This window comes from Portibacter lacus (assembly GCF_021533215.1).
Classification (GTDB): Bacteria; Bacteroidota; Bacteroidia; order Chitinophagales; family Saprospiraceae; genus Portibacter; species Portibacter lacus.
The window spans coordinates 193,041-213,261 of record NZ_JAJNKA010000012.1; the positions used below are offsets into that span (position 1 = coordinate 193,041).

12 protein-coding genes are annotated in these 20,221 nt (G+C 39.6%); 7 read left to right on the top strand and 5 right to left on the bottom strand.

Going from position 1 to position 20,221, the window contains the following annotated elements; all coding sequences use genetic code 11:
- The first annotated feature begins 9 nt into the window (after positions 1-9).
- The 6 genes from L2586_RS18820 to bglX all read left to right on the top strand — a co-directional run bounded on the left by L2586_RS18820 (position 10) and on the right by bglX (position 9,293).
- Positions 10-1,482: a RagB/SusD family nutrient uptake outer membrane protein gene (locus tag L2586_RS18820; RefSeq protein ID WP_235294494.1), complete on the top strand. Its 1,473-nt coding sequence runs from the start codon at positions 10-12 to the stop codon at positions 1,480-1,482.
- Between the two features lie 52 nt (positions 1,483-1,534).
- The gene (locus L2586_RS18825) at positions 1,535-2,842 is read left to right on the top strand and encodes a LamG-like jellyroll fold domain-containing protein (protein ID WP_235294495.1); all 1,308 of its coding nucleotides are present in this window, start codon (positions 1,535-1,537) and stop codon (positions 2,840-2,842) included.
- A 147-nt stretch (positions 2,843-2,989) separates the two neighbouring features.
- Positions 2,990-4,915 (top strand): glucoamylase family protein, encoded by a 1,926-nt coding sequence (locus L2586_RS18830; RefSeq protein WP_235294496.1) that lies wholly within the window; start codon positions 2,990-2,992, stop codon positions 4,913-4,915.
- Between the two features lie 9 nt (positions 4,916-4,924).
- Entirely contained in the window at positions 4,925-6,265 is a 1,341-nt protein-coding gene (locus tag L2586_RS18835) for a glucoamylase family protein (protein ID WP_235294497.1), read from the top strand.
- Between the two features lie 9 nt (positions 6,266-6,274).
- Positions 6,275-7,024 (top strand): carboxylesterase family protein, encoded by a 750-nt coding sequence (locus L2586_RS18840; protein WP_235294498.1) that lies wholly within the window; start codon positions 6,275-6,277, stop codon positions 7,022-7,024.
- A 1-nt stretch (position 7,025) separates the two neighbouring features.
- A complete protein-coding gene (gene bglX, locus L2586_RS18845) occupies positions 7,026-9,293 on the top strand; it encodes a beta-glucosidase BglX (protein ID WP_235294499.1) in 2,268 nt (755 codons plus the stop codon).
- Positions 9,294-9,918: 625 nt separating this feature from the next.
- Here bglX and L2586_RS18850 read toward each other — a convergent pair.
- The 5 genes from L2586_RS18850 to L2586_RS18870 all read right to left on the bottom strand — a co-directional run bounded on the left by L2586_RS18850 (position 9,919) and on the right by L2586_RS18870 (position 18,344).
- The gene (locus tag L2586_RS18850; protein ID WP_235294500.1) at positions 9,919-10,935 is read right to left on the bottom strand and encodes a T9SS type A sorting domain-containing protein; all 1,017 of its coding nucleotides are present in this window, start codon (positions 10,933-10,935) and stop codon (positions 9,919-9,921) included.
- A 51-nt stretch (positions 10,936-10,986) separates the two neighbouring features.
- The gene (locus L2586_RS18855; RefSeq protein WP_235294501.1) at positions 10,987-15,540 is read right to left on the bottom strand and encodes a LamG-like jellyroll fold domain-containing protein; all 4,554 of its coding nucleotides are present in this window, start codon (positions 15,538-15,540) and stop codon (positions 10,987-10,989) included.
- 295 nt (positions 15,541-15,835) lie between these two features.
- A complete protein-coding gene (locus L2586_RS18860; protein ID WP_235294502.1) occupies positions 15,836-16,096 on the bottom strand; it encodes a GNAT family N-acetyltransferase in 261 nt (86 codons plus the stop codon).
- A 123-nt stretch (positions 16,097-16,219) separates the two neighbouring features.
- Positions 16,220-16,780, bottom strand: a complete 561-nt coding sequence (locus L2586_RS18865; RefSeq protein ID WP_235294503.1) for a PhnA domain-containing protein — start codon at positions 16,778-16,780, stop codon at positions 16,220-16,222.
- A gap of 52 nt (positions 16,781-16,832) precedes the next feature.
- Complete coding sequence (locus L2586_RS18870; RefSeq protein WP_235294504.1) at positions 16,833-18,344, bottom strand: DEAD/DEAH box helicase; 1,512 nt, start codon at positions 18,342-18,344, stop codon at positions 16,833-16,835.
- A 196-nt stretch (positions 18,345-18,540) separates the two neighbouring features.
- Here L2586_RS18870 and L2586_RS18875 point away from each other — a divergent pair, with 196 nt between their 5' ends.
- Positions 18,541-20,220: a dipeptidyl-peptidase 3 family protein gene (locus tag L2586_RS18875; protein ID WP_235294505.1), complete on the top strand. Its 1,680-nt coding sequence runs from the start codon at positions 18,541-18,543 to the stop codon at positions 20,218-20,220.
- Position 20,221: the final 1 nt, after the last annotated feature.

Genomic DNA, 20,221 nt, shown 5'->3' on the forward strand with positions numbered 1-20,221 from the left:
AGAAACAACATGAAAAAATTAATAGTAATAGCGACCGTTCTTGTATTTGCAGCATCATGTAGTGATGACTTTTTATTTCAGCCACCTAGAGCAGCATTAACTGTTGGATCTTTTCCTGCTAATGCAGATGACGCGGTTTTAGCAATTAATGGTGCGTATAATATATTAAGAACTTGGCAGATTAATACAGGCGGATTCCCATTGTTTGACCTCATGGCAGATGACGCGGTCAAAGGAAGTAATCCTGGTGATGGAACGGCGGTGGCAGTATATGACAAATTTACGCACACCGCATTAGAGGGAGGTATAGAAGCTTGGTATAAAACAGAATATGAAGCAATCCGAAGAACGAACTTAGTTATCAATGAAGTACCTAACATTGACATGGAAGAAAACCTTAAAACAAGAATCATCGCAGAAGCAAGATTTCTAAGAGCCTTCTTTTATGCAGACTTGGTAAGAGGATTCGGGGCGGTGCCAATGGTTACCGTCATTGATGCACCAATTGACTTGGGAAGAACTTCTGTAGAAACTATACTTAATGAAGTGATCTATCCGGATTTAGAAAATGCAATAGCTAATCTACCAGTAAGGTCTGATTATGGTCCTGAAGATCTAGGACGTGCGACGAAAGGTGCAGCTCAAGGGTTGTTAGCAAGGGTGAAGTTGTTTTATGGTGACTTTGCAGCGGTGGAGCAATTAACCAAAGAAGTGATCAATTCTAATGAGTATCAACTCATGGATGATTACGCAGAAGTATTTCCGGCGGCTAATGAGAACAACGCGGAATCCGTATTCGAAATAGCTGCGAAACCAGAATCTTTTGCAGAAGGTGGTAACCAGTTTGCGAATACCCAAGGTGTTCGTGGAACGCCTAATAGAGGTTGGGGTTTTTGTAGACCATCTTATACGCTAATAGATGAAATGCAAGAGAACAACGATCCTAGATTAGATCCATCAGTAATATTTCTTAATGAAGTGTTAGACGGAATAACGATCACAGGTGATGGCGCTACGCCAGATACTACTAGAGAAAATGGCCAAATTGTAGAAATAGAGTGTTACAATCAGAAAGTATGGTATCCAGGAACGGATACGAGGACTTCATTCGGACATAATAGGAGGATAATCAGGTACGCAGACATCATACTTATGCATGCTGAAGCGTTAAATGAGAACGGAAAGTCTGCAGAAGCATTGACCTTTCTGAACCAGATAAGAGAACGTGCAAGAGGAGATCAGGAAACTTTACCAGACTATACAACGACGAATAAGGACGAACTTAGAACACTTATTTTAGAAGAAAGAAAATACGAATTTGCCATCGAAGGATTAAGATTTTGGGATTTGGTGAGAACTGATCGAGCAGAGGCAATATTAGGACCTCTTGGTTTTATCAAAGGAAAGAATGAGTTGTTTCCTATTCCTCAGTCGGAAGTGGACATCTCGCAAGGAAGAATTACACAAAATCCAGGATATTAAAAAAGTGATATTGAATCACATTATATATTAAATCAATTAAAAATCTTAGAATATGAAAATTTTAAATTATTGCTTAGCATTGTTTGCGCTATCTGCAATTACGCTTACTTCATGTAAAGACGATCCAGATCCGATACTTGCTCCAACCATAGCATCTATCGAAGCAGTAGGAACGAGTTTTGCTGATGGATCAGCAGTTACTAAGGATCTGAACGGAGCTTCATCAGCTGCAGATGTTGCTTTGAATTCAGTAATTACCATTACACTTGATAAAGCAGTAGATGGAACAACAGTCAATGTGTCTAACGTAGCGATTTCTAACGCTGACGGGGATGTTGCTTCTACAGTAACGAGCTCAGGTTCTGCTATTACCATAACTCCTTCAGAAGAGATGGTTAGAGGAACCAGCCACACACTGACATTAAGTAATATTAAGTCTAGTGATGGTGGTACAATGTCGACCGTTTCTAGAACTTTTGTAACAGAAGGAAGAGCTCCGGTTATTGTACCTAAAGCAGATGACCAGTTAGCTTACTATAACTTTGATGGTACAACGGATGACATCCTAGGAAATTATAACCCAGACAATGTTGTGGGAATAGAAATGGGAACGGATAGATTCGGTCAAGGAAATAGTACAGCATCTTTCGATGGAGATGTGAGTATAATTGAGATTCCTGATGCAGATCAGATGATGACATATAATGATTTCACCCTGTCATTTTGGATGAAGACTAACACAGAAGGACATATCGATGCAGGTGGAAACCCAGCTTCTCATTTTGTAATGGGATTAGGTGCGTTTTTTGGTTTCCAATTTGAAATTCCAGCAGATTTTGGCTCTTGTAAATTAGCAATGAGTTACAAATTAGAAAATGACGACGTTACTGGAGAAGACCTTTGGTTTAACGGAAGTGGTGAAGACAAAGACAATGGTGGTTGGCAAGGATGGGATTTTGTAGCGAATCTTGGAGAAGGAGGTGTTGCAGAAATCTTAAAAGACAAGTGGGTACATGTCGTTTGTTCTTATAATTCTACAACGAAACAAGGTAGAATGTATTTTAACGGTCAGTTAATGAAGAGTCAAGATTTTAATTTATGGCCTGATTGTGATGTTGCTGGAGCATGCAAGCAAGCAACAACAGGAGTGGTTTATAGAGGAAACGAATCAGATGTAGAACCGATCTTAGCTTTAGGATTTATTAAATCTATAGATAGTCCGATGTGGGCAAGTGAGCCTTGGGGAGATTATAACACTCCAACATCTAATCACTTTAAAGGTGACTTGGATGACATCAGAATTTTCAAAGCACCTTTTAGTGCAGAAGATGTAGAAACATTATACAACTCAGAGAAATAGTTAAGCAATTAACACCTGTGATAAGAGCGGAGAGAGTGAGCTCCGCTCTTTTTATATGGGTCACCGACCTTTTTGGTCGATTTGTATAAATCTTTAAGAACAATGATTATTTCAGACGATGGTCTAAGTTCTTTTTAAACTTTTTAAATGAGATATTTTTTAATAGCCTTTCTTTTTACCTTCCTTGCCTGTACAGACAATCCCATTGTCACAGATCCAGGTAGCTTTCAGTTGAACACTGCTAAAAAAGGGAATGTTTCACTTCTAGGAAGTAATCCAGAAGTGCCGCTTGAAGGAGATATCATCCTTACTTTCAGTACAGCCATTGACCCTAATACGAATAATGAAATCTCTATACCCGGAAACGATAACTTAACTTTTGAGAACTTAGATAAAAATACCATCATTTCTATCAAAACAGCTGAGCCATTTATTGCTGGAGAAACTTACCAATTGGTAATCGGTGATGGACTAATGGGTGCCAATGGAGAAAAATTTCCTGGATTGTCACTCTCTTTTAAAATCGTAAAACCTCCTCTCGATTTAATATCAGTTAGTCAAGGAGGCAAAGAATTAAACGCCAAAAAAAGAAACCTCGATATCCCTTTGCGTCCTACTTTTCAGATCACTTTATCTGAAGATATCGATGTATCTGTTCTAAATGAAGAAGTGTTATTGGTAGGAAAAAAGAATTACGGCATTTCCGTGTCTAAAACTTCTGAAGCCAACTATGAACTGACCACAACAGAAGCCCTTGCCGATTTTTCAAAAAGCAATTTACTCTTTCCATCGTCTATTGGAAGTGATTTTGAAACAGTGAGTTTTGAATTGTTTACGGAATTGGATTCCACACCTAAGTTTCCGATCATCAGTGACGAAGAATTATTGACAAAAGTACAAGAACAAACCTTCAAGTATTTCTGGGATTTCGGTCATCCAATAAGTGGATTAGCAAGAGAAAGAAATACGAGCGGCGATATAGTTACCTCTGGAGGATCAGGCTTCGGTCTTATGGCGATTATCGTAGGTGTAGAAAGAGGATTTATATCTAGAACAGAAGCAGTAGAAAGATGGCAGAAAATTATGGATTTCCTAGAAAATGCTGACCGATTTCATGGAGTATGGCCGCACTGGATTAATGGAGTAAGTGGAAAGGTGCAACCCTTTAGTACCAAGGATAACGGGGGTGACCTAGTAGAAACAGCATTCCTAGTCCAAGGAATGCTTACCGTTAGACAATATCTGAACCCTAACGATCCTACAGAAGTAGCTTTAGCAGAACAAATTACGGAGCTTTGGGAAGGCGTAGAGTGGAATTGGTACAACAAAGATGATGGGAAGTTATTGTTTTGGCATTGGTCACCGCAATACAATTGGGAAATGAATCTTCCGATCAGAGGTCATAATGAAACACATATTGTTTACACTTTAGCTGCAGCTTCACCCACTTATCCCATTGACAAAGAAACCTATATTAATGGTTATACTAGAAATGGTAGCTTCACTAATGGGGGCACATACTATGGAATAGATTTACCTACGGGCTTCGGGTCAGGAGGGCCTTTGTTTTTTGCACACTACTCTTACATTGGCATGGATCCAAGAAATTTGCAAGACGAATATGTGAATTACTGGGATCAGAATGTTGCGCATACTCAAATTAACAGAGCATATTGCATGGACAATCCTAATAACTTCGTAGGCTATTCTAAAGACTGTTGGGGACTTACGGCAAGTGATAATAATGAGGGTTACTCAGCACATAGCCCGAATAATGACCTAGGCGTCATAACACCGACAGCCGCGATAAGCTCTATTCCTTATACACCGGAAGAATCGTTAGATGCGATGAGGCTTTTTTACTATCAACTCGGCGATCGACTCTGGGGAGAATACGGGTTTTATGATGCGTTTAACCCTACGGCAGATTGGTATGCGAGTTCATATCTTGCTATTGATCAGGGTCCAATTATCTGTATGATCGAGAATTATAGAACAGGTCTACTTTGGGATTTATACATGTCAGCACCAGAAGTGAAAGCAGGATTGGACTTACTTGGATTTACTTATTAATTATTTTTTATGAAAGCATTTATATTGATGATGTCGCTGATTGTTTTAAATGGTTGCAATACCTCTAAAATAGGAAGTGAGCAAGTGAAATTAAGCAAAGGAGATAAGGCTTTATTGGATAAAGTTCAGTTACAAACCTTCAATTATATGTGGGAAGCTGGCGAACCGATTTCTGGCGCTGCAAGAGAACGATTTCATACTGATAATGAATATCCGCACAGTCCGAAAGACATTGTCACAACGGGCGGAACGGGATTTGGTATTATGGCGATCATAGTAGGAATAGAACGCGGTTTTATCAGCAAAGACGAAGGCTATGATAGATTGAATCAACTAACGGATTGGTTAGGAAAAGCAGATCGCTTTCATGGCGCATGGCCACATTGGTTAGACCCACAAGGAAAAATGGTCCCTTTCAGTAAGTATGATAATGGTGGTGATTTAGTAGAAACAGCATTTCTAGCTCAAGGATTAATAACTGCTAGACAATATTTCAAACGAGGGAATGCTCAAGAAAAAGCCTTAGCTGTGAAGATGGATGAATTGTGGAAAGGGATAGATTGGGAATGGTATACGAACGGTGAAAATGTTTTGTTTTGGCATTGGTCGCCGGAATATGAATGGAAGATGAATTTCAGAGTTGGTGGACATAACGAGTGTTTAATCATGTATGTTCTAGGTGCATCTTCGCCATCTCATGCAATCGATCCGAAAGCATATCATGAAGGCTATATGAGAAATGGTGACATTGTTTCGGATAAAGAATACTACGGACTTCCGACAGTGCTAGATCACTATGAACACGATGATAAATCCGTAGGTCCGATGTTCTGGGCGCATTATTCGCACTTAGGATTGGACCCGCATGAACTTAAAGATAAATATGCAGATTTCTGGACGTTAAACCAGAATCACGCCTTGATTCAACATAAGCATTGTTCTGAGAATCCTTATGAATATAAAGGGTATTCTGATGAGTGCTGGGGACTAACATCTTCTTATTCTATGACAGGATATGCAGGGCATAGTCCAGAAGACGACCTCGGTGTTATTTCACCTACGGCTGCATTAGCGTCCTTTCCATATACACCAGAAGAAAGCATGAAGTTTCTGAAATTCCTCTACGAAAAAAATCCAGAATTAATCGGTGAGTATGGGCCTTATGATGCTTTTAGTTTTCAATCGGACTGGATGTTGCCAAGGTATTTAGCCATAGATCAACTCCCTATTCCAGTGATGATAGAGAATTATAGAAGTGGCTTGCTTTGGGATTTATTTATGTCTGCCCCAGAGGTTCAGGCCGGATTAGGCAAACTTGGTTTTACTTTTAATGAGAGAAAAAAAATATAAATGCGTTTAATGATATTCATATTACTTGCAAGTTGCGGGCTGCATGCTCAGAATGGCGAATATATTGCGAAGGTATTCGAAAGCGAAAGTGGTTCCTTGAACTACAACATTATGTATCCGCATGATTTCGATGAGCATGAAAAATATCCTTTGATGCTTTTCTTGCACGGTGCGGGAGAGCGAGGTTCGGATAATAAAGCGCAGTTGATTCACGGTTCTAAGTTGTTTCGAGATTCTCTCGCTAAGTATCCAGCAATCGTGATTTTTCCACAATGTACGAAAGACGATTACTGGGTAGATCTGAAAAGTGAAGGCAAGGGTCAAGGACGCAGTATGGAGGTAATGACGGGTGAGCCTAATCCGAATATGGAGCGAGTGATTTCGCTTGTGGATAGGATGCTGGAAGAAAAATACGTAGATCCTTCCAGGTTTTACGTAGCAGGGCTGTCCATGGGTGGCATGGGAACGATGGAACTTGCATGGAGAATGCCAGAAAAAATTACTGCGGCAATTGCGATTTGTGGAGTAGGCCCTAGAGAAAAAGCTGCAACAATGAAACCCGTTCCTTTCTGGTTTTTTCATGGGGTCGACGACATTGTGGTACCATCTAGATATTCAGTTCAGATGCTTAGAGCAATGCAAGTTTCTGGAGGTAAGGCTAAAATAACACTATATGAAAATACTGGTCATAATTCGTGGGATCAAGCATTTGTTGATCCTGATTTTTTACCTTTTTTATTTTCAAAGTCAAAATCATAAAATGAAACATTTAACGCTACTTTTTTTATTTTTTATAGGTCAATTTTTAAGCGCTCAAGTTGAGCTATCACCGAAAGTGGAAGCGATATACCAACAAATGACGCTCGAAGAAAAGATCGGTCAACTTAATTTGTTGACACCTGGAGGAGCAGTGACGGGCGAAGTGGTGAGTAAGGATGTTAATTTAAAGATCAAGAATGGTCAAGTGGGTGGTATTTTCGGAATTAGAGGTGCTGCTAAAGTGAGGTTAGCGCAAGAAATTGCGGTTGATTCAAGTAGACTGGGGATTCCGTTAATCGTAGGGATGGATGTGATCCATGGACATCAGACGATATTTCCTATTCCATTGGGATTGAGTTGTACATGGGATATGGACTTGATAGAAGCGACAGCAAGACAAGCATCTCGTGAAGCTACAGCTGATGGGCTGATGTGGACTTTTTCACCGATGGTAGATATTTCACGTGATCCAAGATGGGGAAGAATTTCTGAAGGTTCGGGTGAGGACCCATTTTTAGGATCAGCAGTTGCTGCAGCGATGGTGAAAGGTTATCAAGGCAAGGATTTCAAAGATCCAACGACGATGTTGGCGTGTGTGAAGCATTTTGCATTGTATGGTGCTGCGGAAGGAGGGAGAGATTATGCGACGGTAGATATGAGCAAGGTCAGAATGTTGAACGAGTATTTGCCTCCGTATAAAGCTGCGATCGATGCAGGTGTTGCAACAGTTATGACTTCCTTTAATGTGGTTGATTACGTACCTGCATCGGCGAATTCGTATTTATTCAAAGACGTCTTAAGAGAAGATTGGGGATTTGATGGATTCGTGGTTACAGATTATACTGCAATCAATGAAATGATTGCGCATGGAGTAGGGGACTTGCAACGGGTTTCTGCTGAAGCTTTGAAAGTGGGCGTCGATATGGATATGGTGGGAGAAGGATTCTTAACAACCTTAAAGAAATCGCTTAACGAAGGGAAGGTGTCAATGGAGCAAATTAATACAGCGTGTAGACGGATACTAAAGGCTAAGGAAATGTTGGGCTTGTTTGATGATCCGTATAAATACTTTGATGAAGAACGCGCGGCTAAAGAAATCTTATCAGAGGGCAATCGTGCATTTGCGAGAGAAGTTGCAGGTCAATCTTTTGTTTTGCTTAAGAATGAGGGATCGATATTGCCATTGAAAAAGTCAGGGAAGATAGCAGTAATCGGACCTTTAGCAGATTCGAGAAGAAATATGTTAGGAACCTGGAGTGTTTCTGGAGATCCAGAAAAGTCAGTTACGGTTATAGAGGGTATTCGAAATGCAGTTGGAGCTACAGCGGAAATACTTTATGCGAAAGGCGCAAACATTAGTGATGATCCTGAATTTGCGAGAAGGGTGAATTCATTTGGTCCTGAAATTGTCATTGACGAAAGAAGTGCGGATGCTATGATCGAAGAAGCATTAGAAATAGCGAATCAATCGGATGTCATCGTCGCAGTGATGGGCGAAGCAGCTGATATGACAGGTGAATCATCTAGTATGGCTTACATCGGGCTTCAACCATCTCAGAAGAAATTATTGATGGCACTGAAGGAAACAGGGAAGCCAATTGTAATGGTGTTGTATAATGGAAGACCGATGACCTTGAATTGGGAATCGGAAAATATGGATGCGATATTAGATGTTTGGTTCGGAGGAACGGAGGGCGGAAATGCGGTCGGTGATGTATTGTTTGGGAAAGTGAATCCTGGTGGAAAATTGACAACGTCATTTCCAGTTCATGAGGGACAGATTCCGGTTTACCATAGTATGTTGAATACTGGAAGACCTTATTTCGGACAACAGGCAGCTAAGTTTACTTCTAATTATCTAGACGTTCCTAATGGGCCGTTGTTTCCTTTCGGATATGGTTTGTCTTATACGACTTTCGAATATGAAAAAATGGAATTATCAGGAACAACGTTTAGCGCGAACAAGCCACTTACTATTTCTGTAAAGGTAAAAAATACGGGTACGGTAGCAGGTTCTGAAGTAGTTCAGATGTATATCAGAGATGTAGTGGGAACGATTAGTCGACCAGTTAAAGAGCTTAAGGGATTCGAGAAGATCATGTTGAAACCAGGCGAGGAAAAAGTGGTGACTTTCGAGTTGACGGAGGAATTGGTGAAATTTTATAATGTTGATTTAGAGCATGTTTCGGAGTTGGGTAAATTTGAGGTTTTCGTTGGTAAGAATGCGGTGGATGTGGAGAAGCGGGAAGTGGAGTTGGTTGCTGAATAGGATGATTTTTAGAGGTTGAATGGGAGTCGGGAGTCGGGAGTCGGAAGTCTTGAGTATTGAGTCTTGAGTCGGAAGTTCTATTAACGTTTAGATCTGTAAGCCGAGGATGGTAGTGAGTGAAGAGGAGGATTGCAGAGCTGAATGTGGGATGGATTAAAGTCTTGAGTCTGGAGTCTGAAGTCGAGAGTCCAAAGTCTGGAGTCGTAAGTCTTTAGTCATAAGTTCTATTAACGTTTAGATCTGTAAGCCGAGGAAGGTAGTGAGTGAAGGAGAGATTGCAGAGCTGAATGTGTGGCGGATTAAAGTCGGTAGTCTTAAGTCCAAAGTCTGGAGTCGTAAGTCTTGAGTCATAAGTTCTATTAACGTTTAGATCTGTAAGCCGAGGATGGGAGTGAGTGAATGCGAGGATTGCAGAGCTGAATGTGGGATGGATTAAAGTCGGTAGTCTGAAGTCTTGAGTGTTATGGTTCAATGTTGAAATCTCTAGGCTGAAAAAGTCTCTAGTTTCCTGACAACAAAAAACTAAAAACAAAAAACGAATGGTTGCTGAAAAACACTGATATAAAAAAAACTGGGTGAAACGTATATGACAATACATTTCACCACAATTATTCAATTGGTACTTTTACTTTTTGATCCAGTTAATCACCTTTGTTTTCGCTCCTTGACTGATGTGGACGAGGTACAAACCGCTATTTAAATTACTACAATCTATCTGTGTTGATAATCCTGTTTCTTCCAACATTTTCTTGCCTTCCGTAGAGAAGATTTTAACCGTAAATTGTTCATCTCCTGTCCCGAGCACATTTAATGTATTCGTGTAAGCAGGATTAGGGAATAATGAATATTCATGGCTTCGAACAGAACCATCTAAACTTCTAATTACGGAGTAAGCAAAGTCCCCATTGTGATCCATTTGCTTTAATCGATAATAGCTAGTTTTTTGGTTGTAATTTTCATCTAAGAAAGTGTAGGTGATTAGTCTGTTGCTTGTTCCATTTCCATCTACCCAACCTATGGAATTAAAGTTTTTTCCATCTTCGCTTTTTTCTACGTTGAATCCTTCATTACTTCTTTCAGAATAGGTGGTCCAAGTTAACTTTGCATTACCTTTTTCCTGCTTTACCTCAAAGTCTCCAAGCTCAACTGGGAGGATAGTCGCAGATAATGTGAGCGGAGTGTTAAACACACCAGCAGCAGCAACACTCATGATTGGATCTTGAACATCCGAGTTGTCTCCATCTAAGTCGCTTTGAATAGAAAAGCTATTGGCGTTGTAAGTGCCTGGAGTAAGGTTGTATACAGCAACAGTTACCCACTGATCCTGAATCCAGTCTTCTGGACTAGGTAATGCCGTCGAAGACATGGTAATCACTTGAGTATTCGGACTTACTGTTGTCGGCATCTGCATGGTATAATTCGTAGATGCAACGGAAATGATATCACTGACTTGTCCCAATAATCTCATATTGATACTGGTAATATTCTGTGATGTCGTAGGCTGATTAGAGGTGGTGTTTCGCAATAATACCGCTAAAGTATTATCGGCATCATTCACGACTAGTTTTACTTCGAACGGATTCGCTATTGTGCTAGTAGCAATGACTAAAAGAAGAAATAATGTATTAAATATATGTTTCATTTTGTATTTCATTTATTATTAATAATTGGAGAACTACTTGCTTAATAGGCCTTATGGATGGTGCTCATTTAGCTCAGCACTGGTAACAAAACCTAGTTGAAACAGAATGGCTTCTCTATCATTAGTACCACCGTTATAAGTTGTCTTACCACTCATGTTTACATCTGTTGTTTGGTAGGTTAGATCTTCCCCACTGATGACAAACGATAACTGTTGTAATATGGCTTCTCTATCATTAGTACCACCGATATAGTTGACCTTTCCATTACCATTCGCATCTCCTCCCCAAAGTGCAACTACTCCATTCACAGTCGAGGCTGGTGTATTCGTTGTTACAGATGCATTCGAGTAAAGTGTTGCTGAATTTATATCTAATGTTGCTAATCCAGCCGCTAAAGTGATTGTACCATTGGTGATGATCCTTAAGTGGTTTCGATGAGAGATCGAAACAAAGTAGTTGCCATCTGGTGTGGAATTAAAAACTAAATCTCCGCCATCTATACCTTTTACATTACCATTACTTAGAATAAATCCAGCGGTGCTTGCTGCAACAACCGTTGCGGAGGCTGCATTAGCCCCTGAACGCAACTCTACTTTTACCCAATCTACAGCCGCAGCTGGTATTGAGCTTGCTGTGATACCTAGACCATAAGGATCTGTAAGTGGTAGTTGTCCATTGAGCGTAGTATTCATTGTTGTTCCTGAAGTGGGCATTGCTGATCCCAGTCTCACTCCTGAAATGGCAACTCGTTTTTCTCCCTCGTTTACGGTTGAAAATTGACTGAAAGAAGTCAAGGACAATCCAGAATTAAATGCAATAGAACCTGTTCCTCCAGCATTCGTTACCTCATCGGCATCATCTATTGAGCTACCCCAAGTAGCACCAAATGCATTGGAATCTCTCTTATATAATTTTAAGCTGCCTGGTGAAGATACCAAGCTTGAACTCGTCCCTTGAACACCCGTAAATTTCAACTCGTTTATTGGGTCAAAAGTGGAATTACTACCATAATTCCTTACGATATAATAAGACACCGGACTGTTAGGTAAAACATTCGCTCCAGCTGGATGATTAGAAGGAACATTAAGTCTAGTTACTACTAAGTCTCCATTCGGCAATGTGCCAGATGAAGGAAAAGTCATTTGAACCCCAGGTTTTACAAAGTCTTTAATGCCACCGCTGTTCACATTGATTCTTTCGAAAGTTCCTCCGCCTACTGGTGCGGTTGAGATGGATCTACTAGCCCCACCGGATAGACTGGCGTGATTGCCACCTACTTTATCATAAATTGGTTTCCCTGTACCTTCATTTAATTGATAATAGGCAACTAATGAAGCATCCACATTTGGCAAACTTCCAGCATTAGGATTATTACGTGTGAGGTTCATTAATTCTCGGATTTCATGTGTCGATAAGGCGCGATCGTAGATGCTTATTTCATCCATATCACCTATAAAGTGATCCCCAGAATGACCTCTATCTGATCCAAAGTAAAATTTACTTGTGAAGTCAATAGCGTCAGAACCATGAGAATTGTTTATCGCAGCTTTTCCATTTAAATACATAATGGCAGAACCTGGCGTGATGACCATAGCAACATGCGACCACACATTTGAAGGAACCGTCAGTCCCGAATTGTAGCTCCAAGAATAGGATTTGTTTCCCCATACATAACCGACACCTCCGTTTCGAATCACAAGTCCTGTTGCAGATCCACTTTCAGTCGTAATTAATCCTGGGTTTCCAGATTGAGAACCATTTGGTTTAATCCAGCAACTCATTGTAATTGTATTAGTATTAATCCCAAGAGCGCCATTTGTTCGGGCATCGTCAGAATTTGCCGAAACAGTAAGGGATTTCCCAGGGATGGTATCTGTCCCACATCCGCTACCATTACCGTTTAAATGTATGAACCCTGAAAGAGTCTGAGAACTACTTCCATGTGCATCTGTTACCGTAAGGCTGACATCATAGTTGCCATCTGGTGTGCCAGCATAGGAAACAATTGGGTTTTCAAGATTAGAAGTTGAAGGTGTTCCACCTGGAAAACTCCACGACCATGTGGCTGAAGCATTCCTTACAGTAGAATAATCCCTAAATTGGACTTGTTCTGAATTTGGACAATCGACAATATTTTTATCTGCAGAAATTTGAGCCTTTGGAGGGTACGTTTCATACAAGTTATGTTCCCATGCTCCTCTGGATGTTCCAATTCTAAGTTTTCCTAGATTGTAATTGATAAATATCCATCTGATTTCCATTGCAGGCAGTCCATTTCCGAGTAATGCCCAATCAGACATGGTGTTATTTCTGTAGAAAACGCCATTTTTATTGGCAGTATATATACCACCATTCGACCCACGTTGGTGAACAATTCTTGTTGTTGGTGAAGATCCTAAAGCAGTTCCATTTAAGTTGGTAGGCCACGAAGCACCACCATTTGTGGATTTGATAACTTTAGAAGCTGAGGTTACCCCACTATAAACAATGTATACCTCATTAGGATCTACATCACTTATTGCGATATCTGAGATGTTCGTATGGAAGGAACTTTCTGATGGAGAAGGTGTAACATCGGTCCATGAAGATCCACCGTTAGTTGTTTTCCACAGTTTATTATTGGTTAATCCAACCACAACATACATGACATCTGGATTAGACATGCTGATTTTCTCTCGGAATACCTGGTTTGTAAATGTTTTAATAATGGTAGCTGTATTTCCTTCGTCATCAAAGCGAACCAATGAATTCTTCCATGTGGCCAAATTAGGGTTGCCGCTAGGATATCCACCTGCATGATGGGTGATTAAGGTTCTGTAAAGATTAGGATGGTAGGTCACATTATTAAAATATTCTAATCCTCCAATATCTAATAGCCCTTTTTCTACAGTTAGGGTATGTGGTCCTGTTCTAAATAATCTATCTTGAGAGTAACCTCTAGTATGTATATATCGATCATCTAGCGGATTAACATCTGTGTTTTGTTGATCGGCACCTGGTCCATTGTACCAGTCGAATCCACTGTGGGATTCTTTGATCATTACTGGTCCGTGATTCGTTCCTACAGCGATAAGGTCAGACTTAAAAGCTGAACCAAATCCCCAAAGTTCGTGATTGCTTATTGGATTAGAAATTGTGGCACAAGTGAGTGCTCCATCTGAAGATAAAGCAAGTTCGCCATCACTTCCAATAGCAACTTTGCTACCGATCATGTCGAAAGACCTAAAATCGGAATGCGTAACTGCTGAAGGGCTAGGCGCAAATGTGGCACCATTATCTGTTGATAAATTCGGTTTATTAGGAAGGTAAGTACCGTATATCAAATTGTTTTCATTGGTTCTGTCCATGGTAATATCACCGTGGTGTAGTTCATTCGCTAGTGATGTACCTGCTAACATATTGATTCTACTAGAAGCAATAGCACCAGTTGTTTTATCAAGTTTATATAAGTGGACGGCGTGGTGCGCATGTTGACTAGTACCGGAACCAACGGCCACATATATATGAGTGGTGTTGTTAGATGGCAGCATTAATTTAGTCCAACCAACAACTAAGCCGTTTGCTGGTGCTACCATCGTAATGGTTTGGATAGCAGAAAAAGTAAGCCCTGCATCGTCAGACCGGTAAACGATCACATCTGAATTGTGAGAAGTAGCTAAACAATAAACTACATTGTTGTCTGACGTGCTCCAGTCTATCATCTCACTTGTAAGCGCACTGTCGAAAATAGCATGAATAGGTAATCCACTAAGAATAGATGTCCAATTGGCTCCTCCATCAGAAGTTCGATAAATTTTATCACCCCATCGAGCTACAACTATATTCGGATCTATAGGAGAGACGGCAATATCGCGGCCATTTCCACTGACATTGTTTGTTGTTAACCATGTATTCGAATAAGTAAGTCCCCCATCAGTAGATTTCATCACTCTTGTTTCCGAAATGGCATAGACAATACTAGGAGAGCTTAGACTAACGTCAATGTCAAGATATTTCTCGTCTGGCATATTGGCATCTGTTAGGGTCCAATCTAGTCCACTATTTGTTGTCATCCATAATCCGCCTGTTACAAATGAAGCAAATATCTTAGAAGTGTTTGTGGGGTCGAATCTCGTTAGATATACATAACCACCATGATTATATTTACTTGAATACGATGCTGACGCACTATTCACGGGCCCCAACATATCCCATGAACCTACGGACATTGTTGTCCCCATCATTACGGAGTTTGTTCCAGTATGTCTAGATGGCTCAAAAGCAGGTTCATCTTGAACGTGACCATTTGCATCTAAATAAGCGATCTTTGATTTCAACCAACTTTCACCAAGGCTTCGCGGTTTACTTTTTTCCCATTTGTGGCTACCGAAGTATTTTTCGTACTCATTTTTTACTTTGAAGTAATCTGCGTTAGGTTTAGTCATTTCGCGATACCAATCCGTATCTTTATGAAGGGCTTCATAGGCGCTATCTTTTAAGAATTCGCCTTTTTTCTCCTGCTTTTGTTCTTCATTTTCTAGAACGTTAGATTCCTTATTTAATTGATAAATGATCACACTAAAAAGGACAGCTAGAGATAGTAATATTCCAGTTCTTTTGCTCATATGTAATTTGTGTTCTGTATTTAATTTTTTATACAAAGTCACACAAAAGTATAAGAGAAATTACCTTAAAAGCTAATATGAAGGGGTGACAAATAGGCGGACAAATGTTATAGGAAGTAGTCTAGAGTCGGAAGTCTTAAGTCGGAAGTCGTGAGTCGGAAGTCATAAGTCTTGAGTCATAAGTTCAATTAACGTTTAGATCTGTAAGCCGAGGATGGTAGTGAGTGAATGGGAGGATTGCAGAGCCGACATTAGGCAGTGTAAATGAACTAGGAAATCTAGAAGACTAAAAAATCTATCCCTCTTCCGGATGACGTTTGAGATAGCTGACCACAAAGGGGCACAAAGGAACTAGCTTCAGCCCTCGATCCTTTATGTTTTGCAATACTGCCTTCACTAATCCAGAACCAATACCTTGACCACCCAGAGCTTCAGGAACTTCCGTATGCATCAAGTATATTTTATCATTTTTCAAAGTATAGTCAATAATGGCGAGATGTTCACCTTGCTTGTATTCGAAACGATTAAGTGATCGGTTGTCTGAGATAGTTAACATAGTGGGCTATTGATAAATTGATCTAAAAGAATGACCTGAAAATAAGCAATAGTTTCAAATGCATTCCAATACCAATAGAACGATTTTCTAAAACTAAAAAACTAAAGACAAAAAACTTATCCTCTAACTCTTCTTCACATATTCAGTCAAAATAACGATCTGCTGACCTTCTACTTTTCCTTCGATGTGATTCGCATTATCAGGGTCTAGTCTGATTCTTCTTACGGCAGTTCCTCTCTTCGCTGTGAATCCTCCTCCTTTGACACTTAGATCTTTAATAAGCACAACCGTATCACCGTTTTCAAGGACGTGACCATTACTGTCTTTGTGAATAATAGCGGCATCTGCTTGAGCATCCGCCCATTCTCGAGTCTCATCATCCATATAAATCATACCTATTGCATCCTGAGCCCATGATTGGTCTTGCATCTGCTTTAATAATCGGTATGAAACCACTTGAACAGCTGGTACAACACTCCACATACTCTCATTCACACATCTCATATGATTCGTGTCAATAGTCGCGTAATCGGTTACTTGCCCTAGGCAATTACTACAAAGTGCAATCTGATCTTCCGTGTTTTCCGAATTTTTCGGTGGTACTGTGTAAGCAGACAGGTCTTCTGGAGAAGTGCATAACTCACATTTGTTTTCACTTCGTTCTGCTAATTCTTTTAAAAGCATTTTCTTGTTGTATTCAATTTTTCATGTAAAATCTAAAATCCAGAGAGCCCATTTATTTTTCTAAAGGCCATCTATATTTGTCTTTCAGTGCTTGAGAACCACCAGTATTTCCACCTCTTTTCTTTTTTGTCCAAGGTTTGGTACTCTTTTTCTTGTCCTCAGGTTTACTTGTATTTCTATTGTCATTTCTTTTCGGCGCATCACCTTCTGAACTAACTTTTCGTTCTGGCCTTGCAGGTCTATCTTGATTAGACTTTGCTTTTACGTCCTTTTTAGGTTTGTTACGTTTAGGCTTTTCTGATCTAGGTTTACTGTCTCGGTCTCCTCTCCCTTTGCCTTTTCCTTTACGATTCGCAAAGAATTCTTGTTTCCTTCTATTTTTCTCCTTCTGCCATTCTTTCTTCTCAGCTGCAGTCATCGGCTTATCCGTCTGTGGAAAAGGATTCTCTGTAACGATTTCTATTCGCTGACCGATTAATTTTTCGATGTCTCTTACATATTCATTTTCTTCCGGCTCACAAATTGAAAATGCAACACCTTCTTCACCTGCTCTACCAGAACGACCTATTCTGTGAACGTAAGATTCTGGCTCATTCGGAACATCGTAATTGATGACGTATTTTAATTTGTCAATGTCTATTCCTCTTGCAGCAATATCAGTAGCTACAAGTACTCTTGTGTTTCCAGCTTTGAATGATTTAAGTGCCTTTTGTCTTTGTGGTTGCGACTTATCTCCGTGAATAGATGAAGCATCTATATTCACTTTTTTCAAGTTTCTTGCTATTCGATCTGCACCATGTTTCGTCCTAGAAAAAACAAGCGCTTGGTCGATACCTTTATCTTCTATAATGTGGGCAAGTAAAGATTGTTTCTTATCCCGATTTGTATAATACATATACTGTTGGATCGTCTCTGCTGTGCTAGACGCAGGAGTAACTTCCACTTTGATTGGATTATTCAAAATCTTGCTAGATAAGCTCACTATATTTTCCGGCATTGTTGCTGAGAAAAATAACGATTGTCTTTGCTTCGGTAATAAGTCTATCAGTTTATTGATGTCGTGGATAAAACCCATATCCAACATACGATCCGCCTCATCAAGTACGAAAAGTTTTACTTCTCGCAGATTAATAAAACCTTGATTGATTAAGTCTAAAAGCCTTCCTGGTGTAGCCACTAAAATGTGAACGCCACTTTTCATTGCTCGAACCTGCTCATTTTGCTTGACACCTCCGAAAATTACCGCGTGGCGAATGAAAGTGTTCTTAGAGTACTCCCGAATATTTTCACCAATTTGGATGGCTAATTCTCTAGTAGGAGTTACAATAAGAGATCTTAATATCGGTTTCCCTTTATGTTGCTTGTCCTTATTGTATATTAATTGGATAATAGGAATTGAAAAAGCGGCAGTTTTACCTGTTCCCGTTTGAGCAACGCCTAGAACATCTTTTCTTTCTAAAACTTTTGGTATTGCCTTTTCCTGAATAGGAGTAGGCTCTTCATAACCTTTTTCTTTCAGAGCCTTCATTATAGGCTCTATTATATTTAATTCTTCAAATTTCATTTAATTCATTATTTCTTTGAATACATTCAAAGCCAGTTTACGTCTAATAAGTTGGCAAAGATAGTAATATTAAAGTAAATTATAATGCGTAGGGCTAACGATGAGTTTGTGCAAAGATTTGTACCTTTATATACCGCACACTAATTATCAGACAATGAAGTGATTTTTATCAATTCAATTTTAAATTATGATAACAATGAATCGTCTACTAGCGCTATTATTATTTTTTTTCTGCCTACAATCATGTGAAGAGAAAGTACCTGCACCAATGCAAGTTGATCAATCTCCTTTATTGAAGATGTATGATTGGAATTCAACTCCGAAATCGAGTCAGGATTCAATGCTACACAAATACACTCCTTTTAAACTAGAAGCAGATATCTCGGAACTCAACGAAAATTATCGTAAAATGATTCCATTATTAATAGAAGCTGCTCAGATAATGGATGATTTGTTCTGGTATGAAGCCTATGGAGACAAAGAAGAATTAATGAATTCGATGAAGGGGAATGCGATGAAAGCCTATGCTAGCATTAACTATGGTCCATGGGATCGGCTAGATGGAAATAAGCCATTTGTAGAAGGAATAGGGGCAAAAGCACCTGGGTCAAATTTTTACCCAAAAGATATGACCAAAGCAGAATTCGAAGCTTCATCTATAGAAGACAAGACAAGTTTGTACACATTTATCAGAAGAGATGATAAAGGTGAATTAATCAGTATTCCTTATCATGTCCAATTTAAAGAAGAAGTAACAAAGGTATCTGAATTGTTAAAACAAGCTGCTGCGCTATCCGAAGATGCAGGACTTAAGAAATACCTAACCTTAAGATCCGAAGCGGTCTTAACAGATGAATACCAAGAAAGTGATATGGCATGGCTGGATATGAAAAGTAATCCTATAGATGTAGTTATCGGACCTATCGAAAATTATGAAGATCAGCTGTATGGTTACAAAGCGGCACATGAAGCATTCATTCTGATTAAGGATATGGAGTGGAGTAAGCGGTTGGAAAAATATGCTGCTTACCTTCCAGAGCTTCAGAAGGGTTTGCCGGTAGCGGGTGCCTATAAAATGGAATCACCAGGAAGTGATACAGACTTAAATGCTTACGATGTTGTATATTATGCGGGAGACTGTAATGCAGGATCGAAAACCATTGCTATTAATCTTCCCAATGACGAAGAAGTACAATTGGCTAAAGGCACAAGAAGGTTGCAACTGAAGAATGCCATGAAGGCAAAATTCGAAAAAATATTAATCCCGATTGCTGATGAATTAATTGATCCTTCCCAACGAAATCACATCACCTTCGATGCATTTTTTGCGAATACCATGTTTCATGAGGTAGCGCATGGGTTAGGAATTAAGAATACGATAGACGGAAAGGGAACTGTAAGAAAAGCACTGAAGGAACACGCTTCTGCTTTAGAGGAAGGAAAGGCGGATATGCTGGGGCTTTACATGATTAATCAGTTGCATAAAAAAGGTGAAATCGACGGTGAACTCGATGATTATATCGTGACTTTTATGGCAGGAATATTCAGGTCTGTGAGATTCGGCGCATCTTCTGCCCATGGAAAAGCCAATATGATTAGATTTAATTTCTTTGATGAAATGGGTGCTTTTTCTAGAGATGAGAAAACAGGGAAATACACGGTTAATTTTGATAAGTTCCAAGATGCAATGTCTGCCTTGTCAGAAATGATACTAACTTTGCAGGGAGATGGAAATTATGACGGAGTTGCAGAATTGGTTTCTAAGCAAGGTGGTATAGGACCTCAATTACAATCAGATCTAGATCGATTAGCAGCAAAAGGAATTCCAGTAGATATCATTTTTGATCAAGGAATTCATGCTTTAGACCTTAAATGAG

Bases quoted from the DNA above. Each gene is read 5' to 3' on its own strand.
- L2586_RS18840 (WP_235294498.1), top strand. From the start codon at position 6,275: ATGATATTCATATTACTTGCAAGTTGCGGGCTGCATGCTCAGAATGGC.
- L2586_RS18870 (WP_235294504.1), bottom strand. From the start codon at position 18,344: ATGAAATTTGAAGAATTAAATATAATAGAGCCTATAATGAAGGCTCTG.
- L2586_RS18820 (WP_235294494.1), top strand. From the start codon at position 10: ATGAAAAAATTAATAGTAATAGCGACCGTTCTTGTATTTGCAGCATCA.
- L2586_RS18850 (WP_235294500.1), bottom strand. From the start codon at position 10,935: ATGAAACATATATTTAATACATTATTTCTTCTTTTAGTCATTGCTACT.
- L2586_RS18825 (WP_235294495.1), top strand. From the start codon at position 1,535: ATGAAAATTTTAAATTATTGCTTAGCATTGTTTGCGCTATCTGCAATT.
- L2586_RS18875 (WP_235294505.1), top strand. From the start codon at position 18,541: ATGAATCGTCTACTAGCGCTATTATTATTTTTTTTCTGCCTACAATCA.
- L2586_RS18835 (WP_235294497.1), top strand. From the start codon at position 4,925: ATGAAAGCATTTATATTGATGATGTCGCTGATTGTTTTAAATGGTTGC.
- L2586_RS18865 (WP_235294503.1), bottom strand. From the start codon at position 16,780: ATGCTTTTAAAAGAATTAGCAGAACGAAGTGAAAACAAATGTGAGTTA.
- L2586_RS18855 (WP_235294501.1), bottom strand. From the start codon at position 15,540: ATGAGCAAAAGAACTGGAATATTACTATCTCTAGCTGTCCTTTTTAGT.
- bglX (WP_235294499.1), top strand. From the start codon at position 7,026: ATGAAACATTTAACGCTACTTTTTTTATTTTTTATAGGTCAATTTTTA.
- L2586_RS18830 (WP_235294496.1), top strand. From the start codon at position 2,990: ATGAGATATTTTTTAATAGCCTTTCTTTTTACCTTCCTTGCCTGTACA.
- L2586_RS18860 (WP_235294502.1), bottom strand. From the start codon at position 16,096: ATGTTAACTATCTCAGACAACCGATCACTTAATCGTTTCGAATACAAG.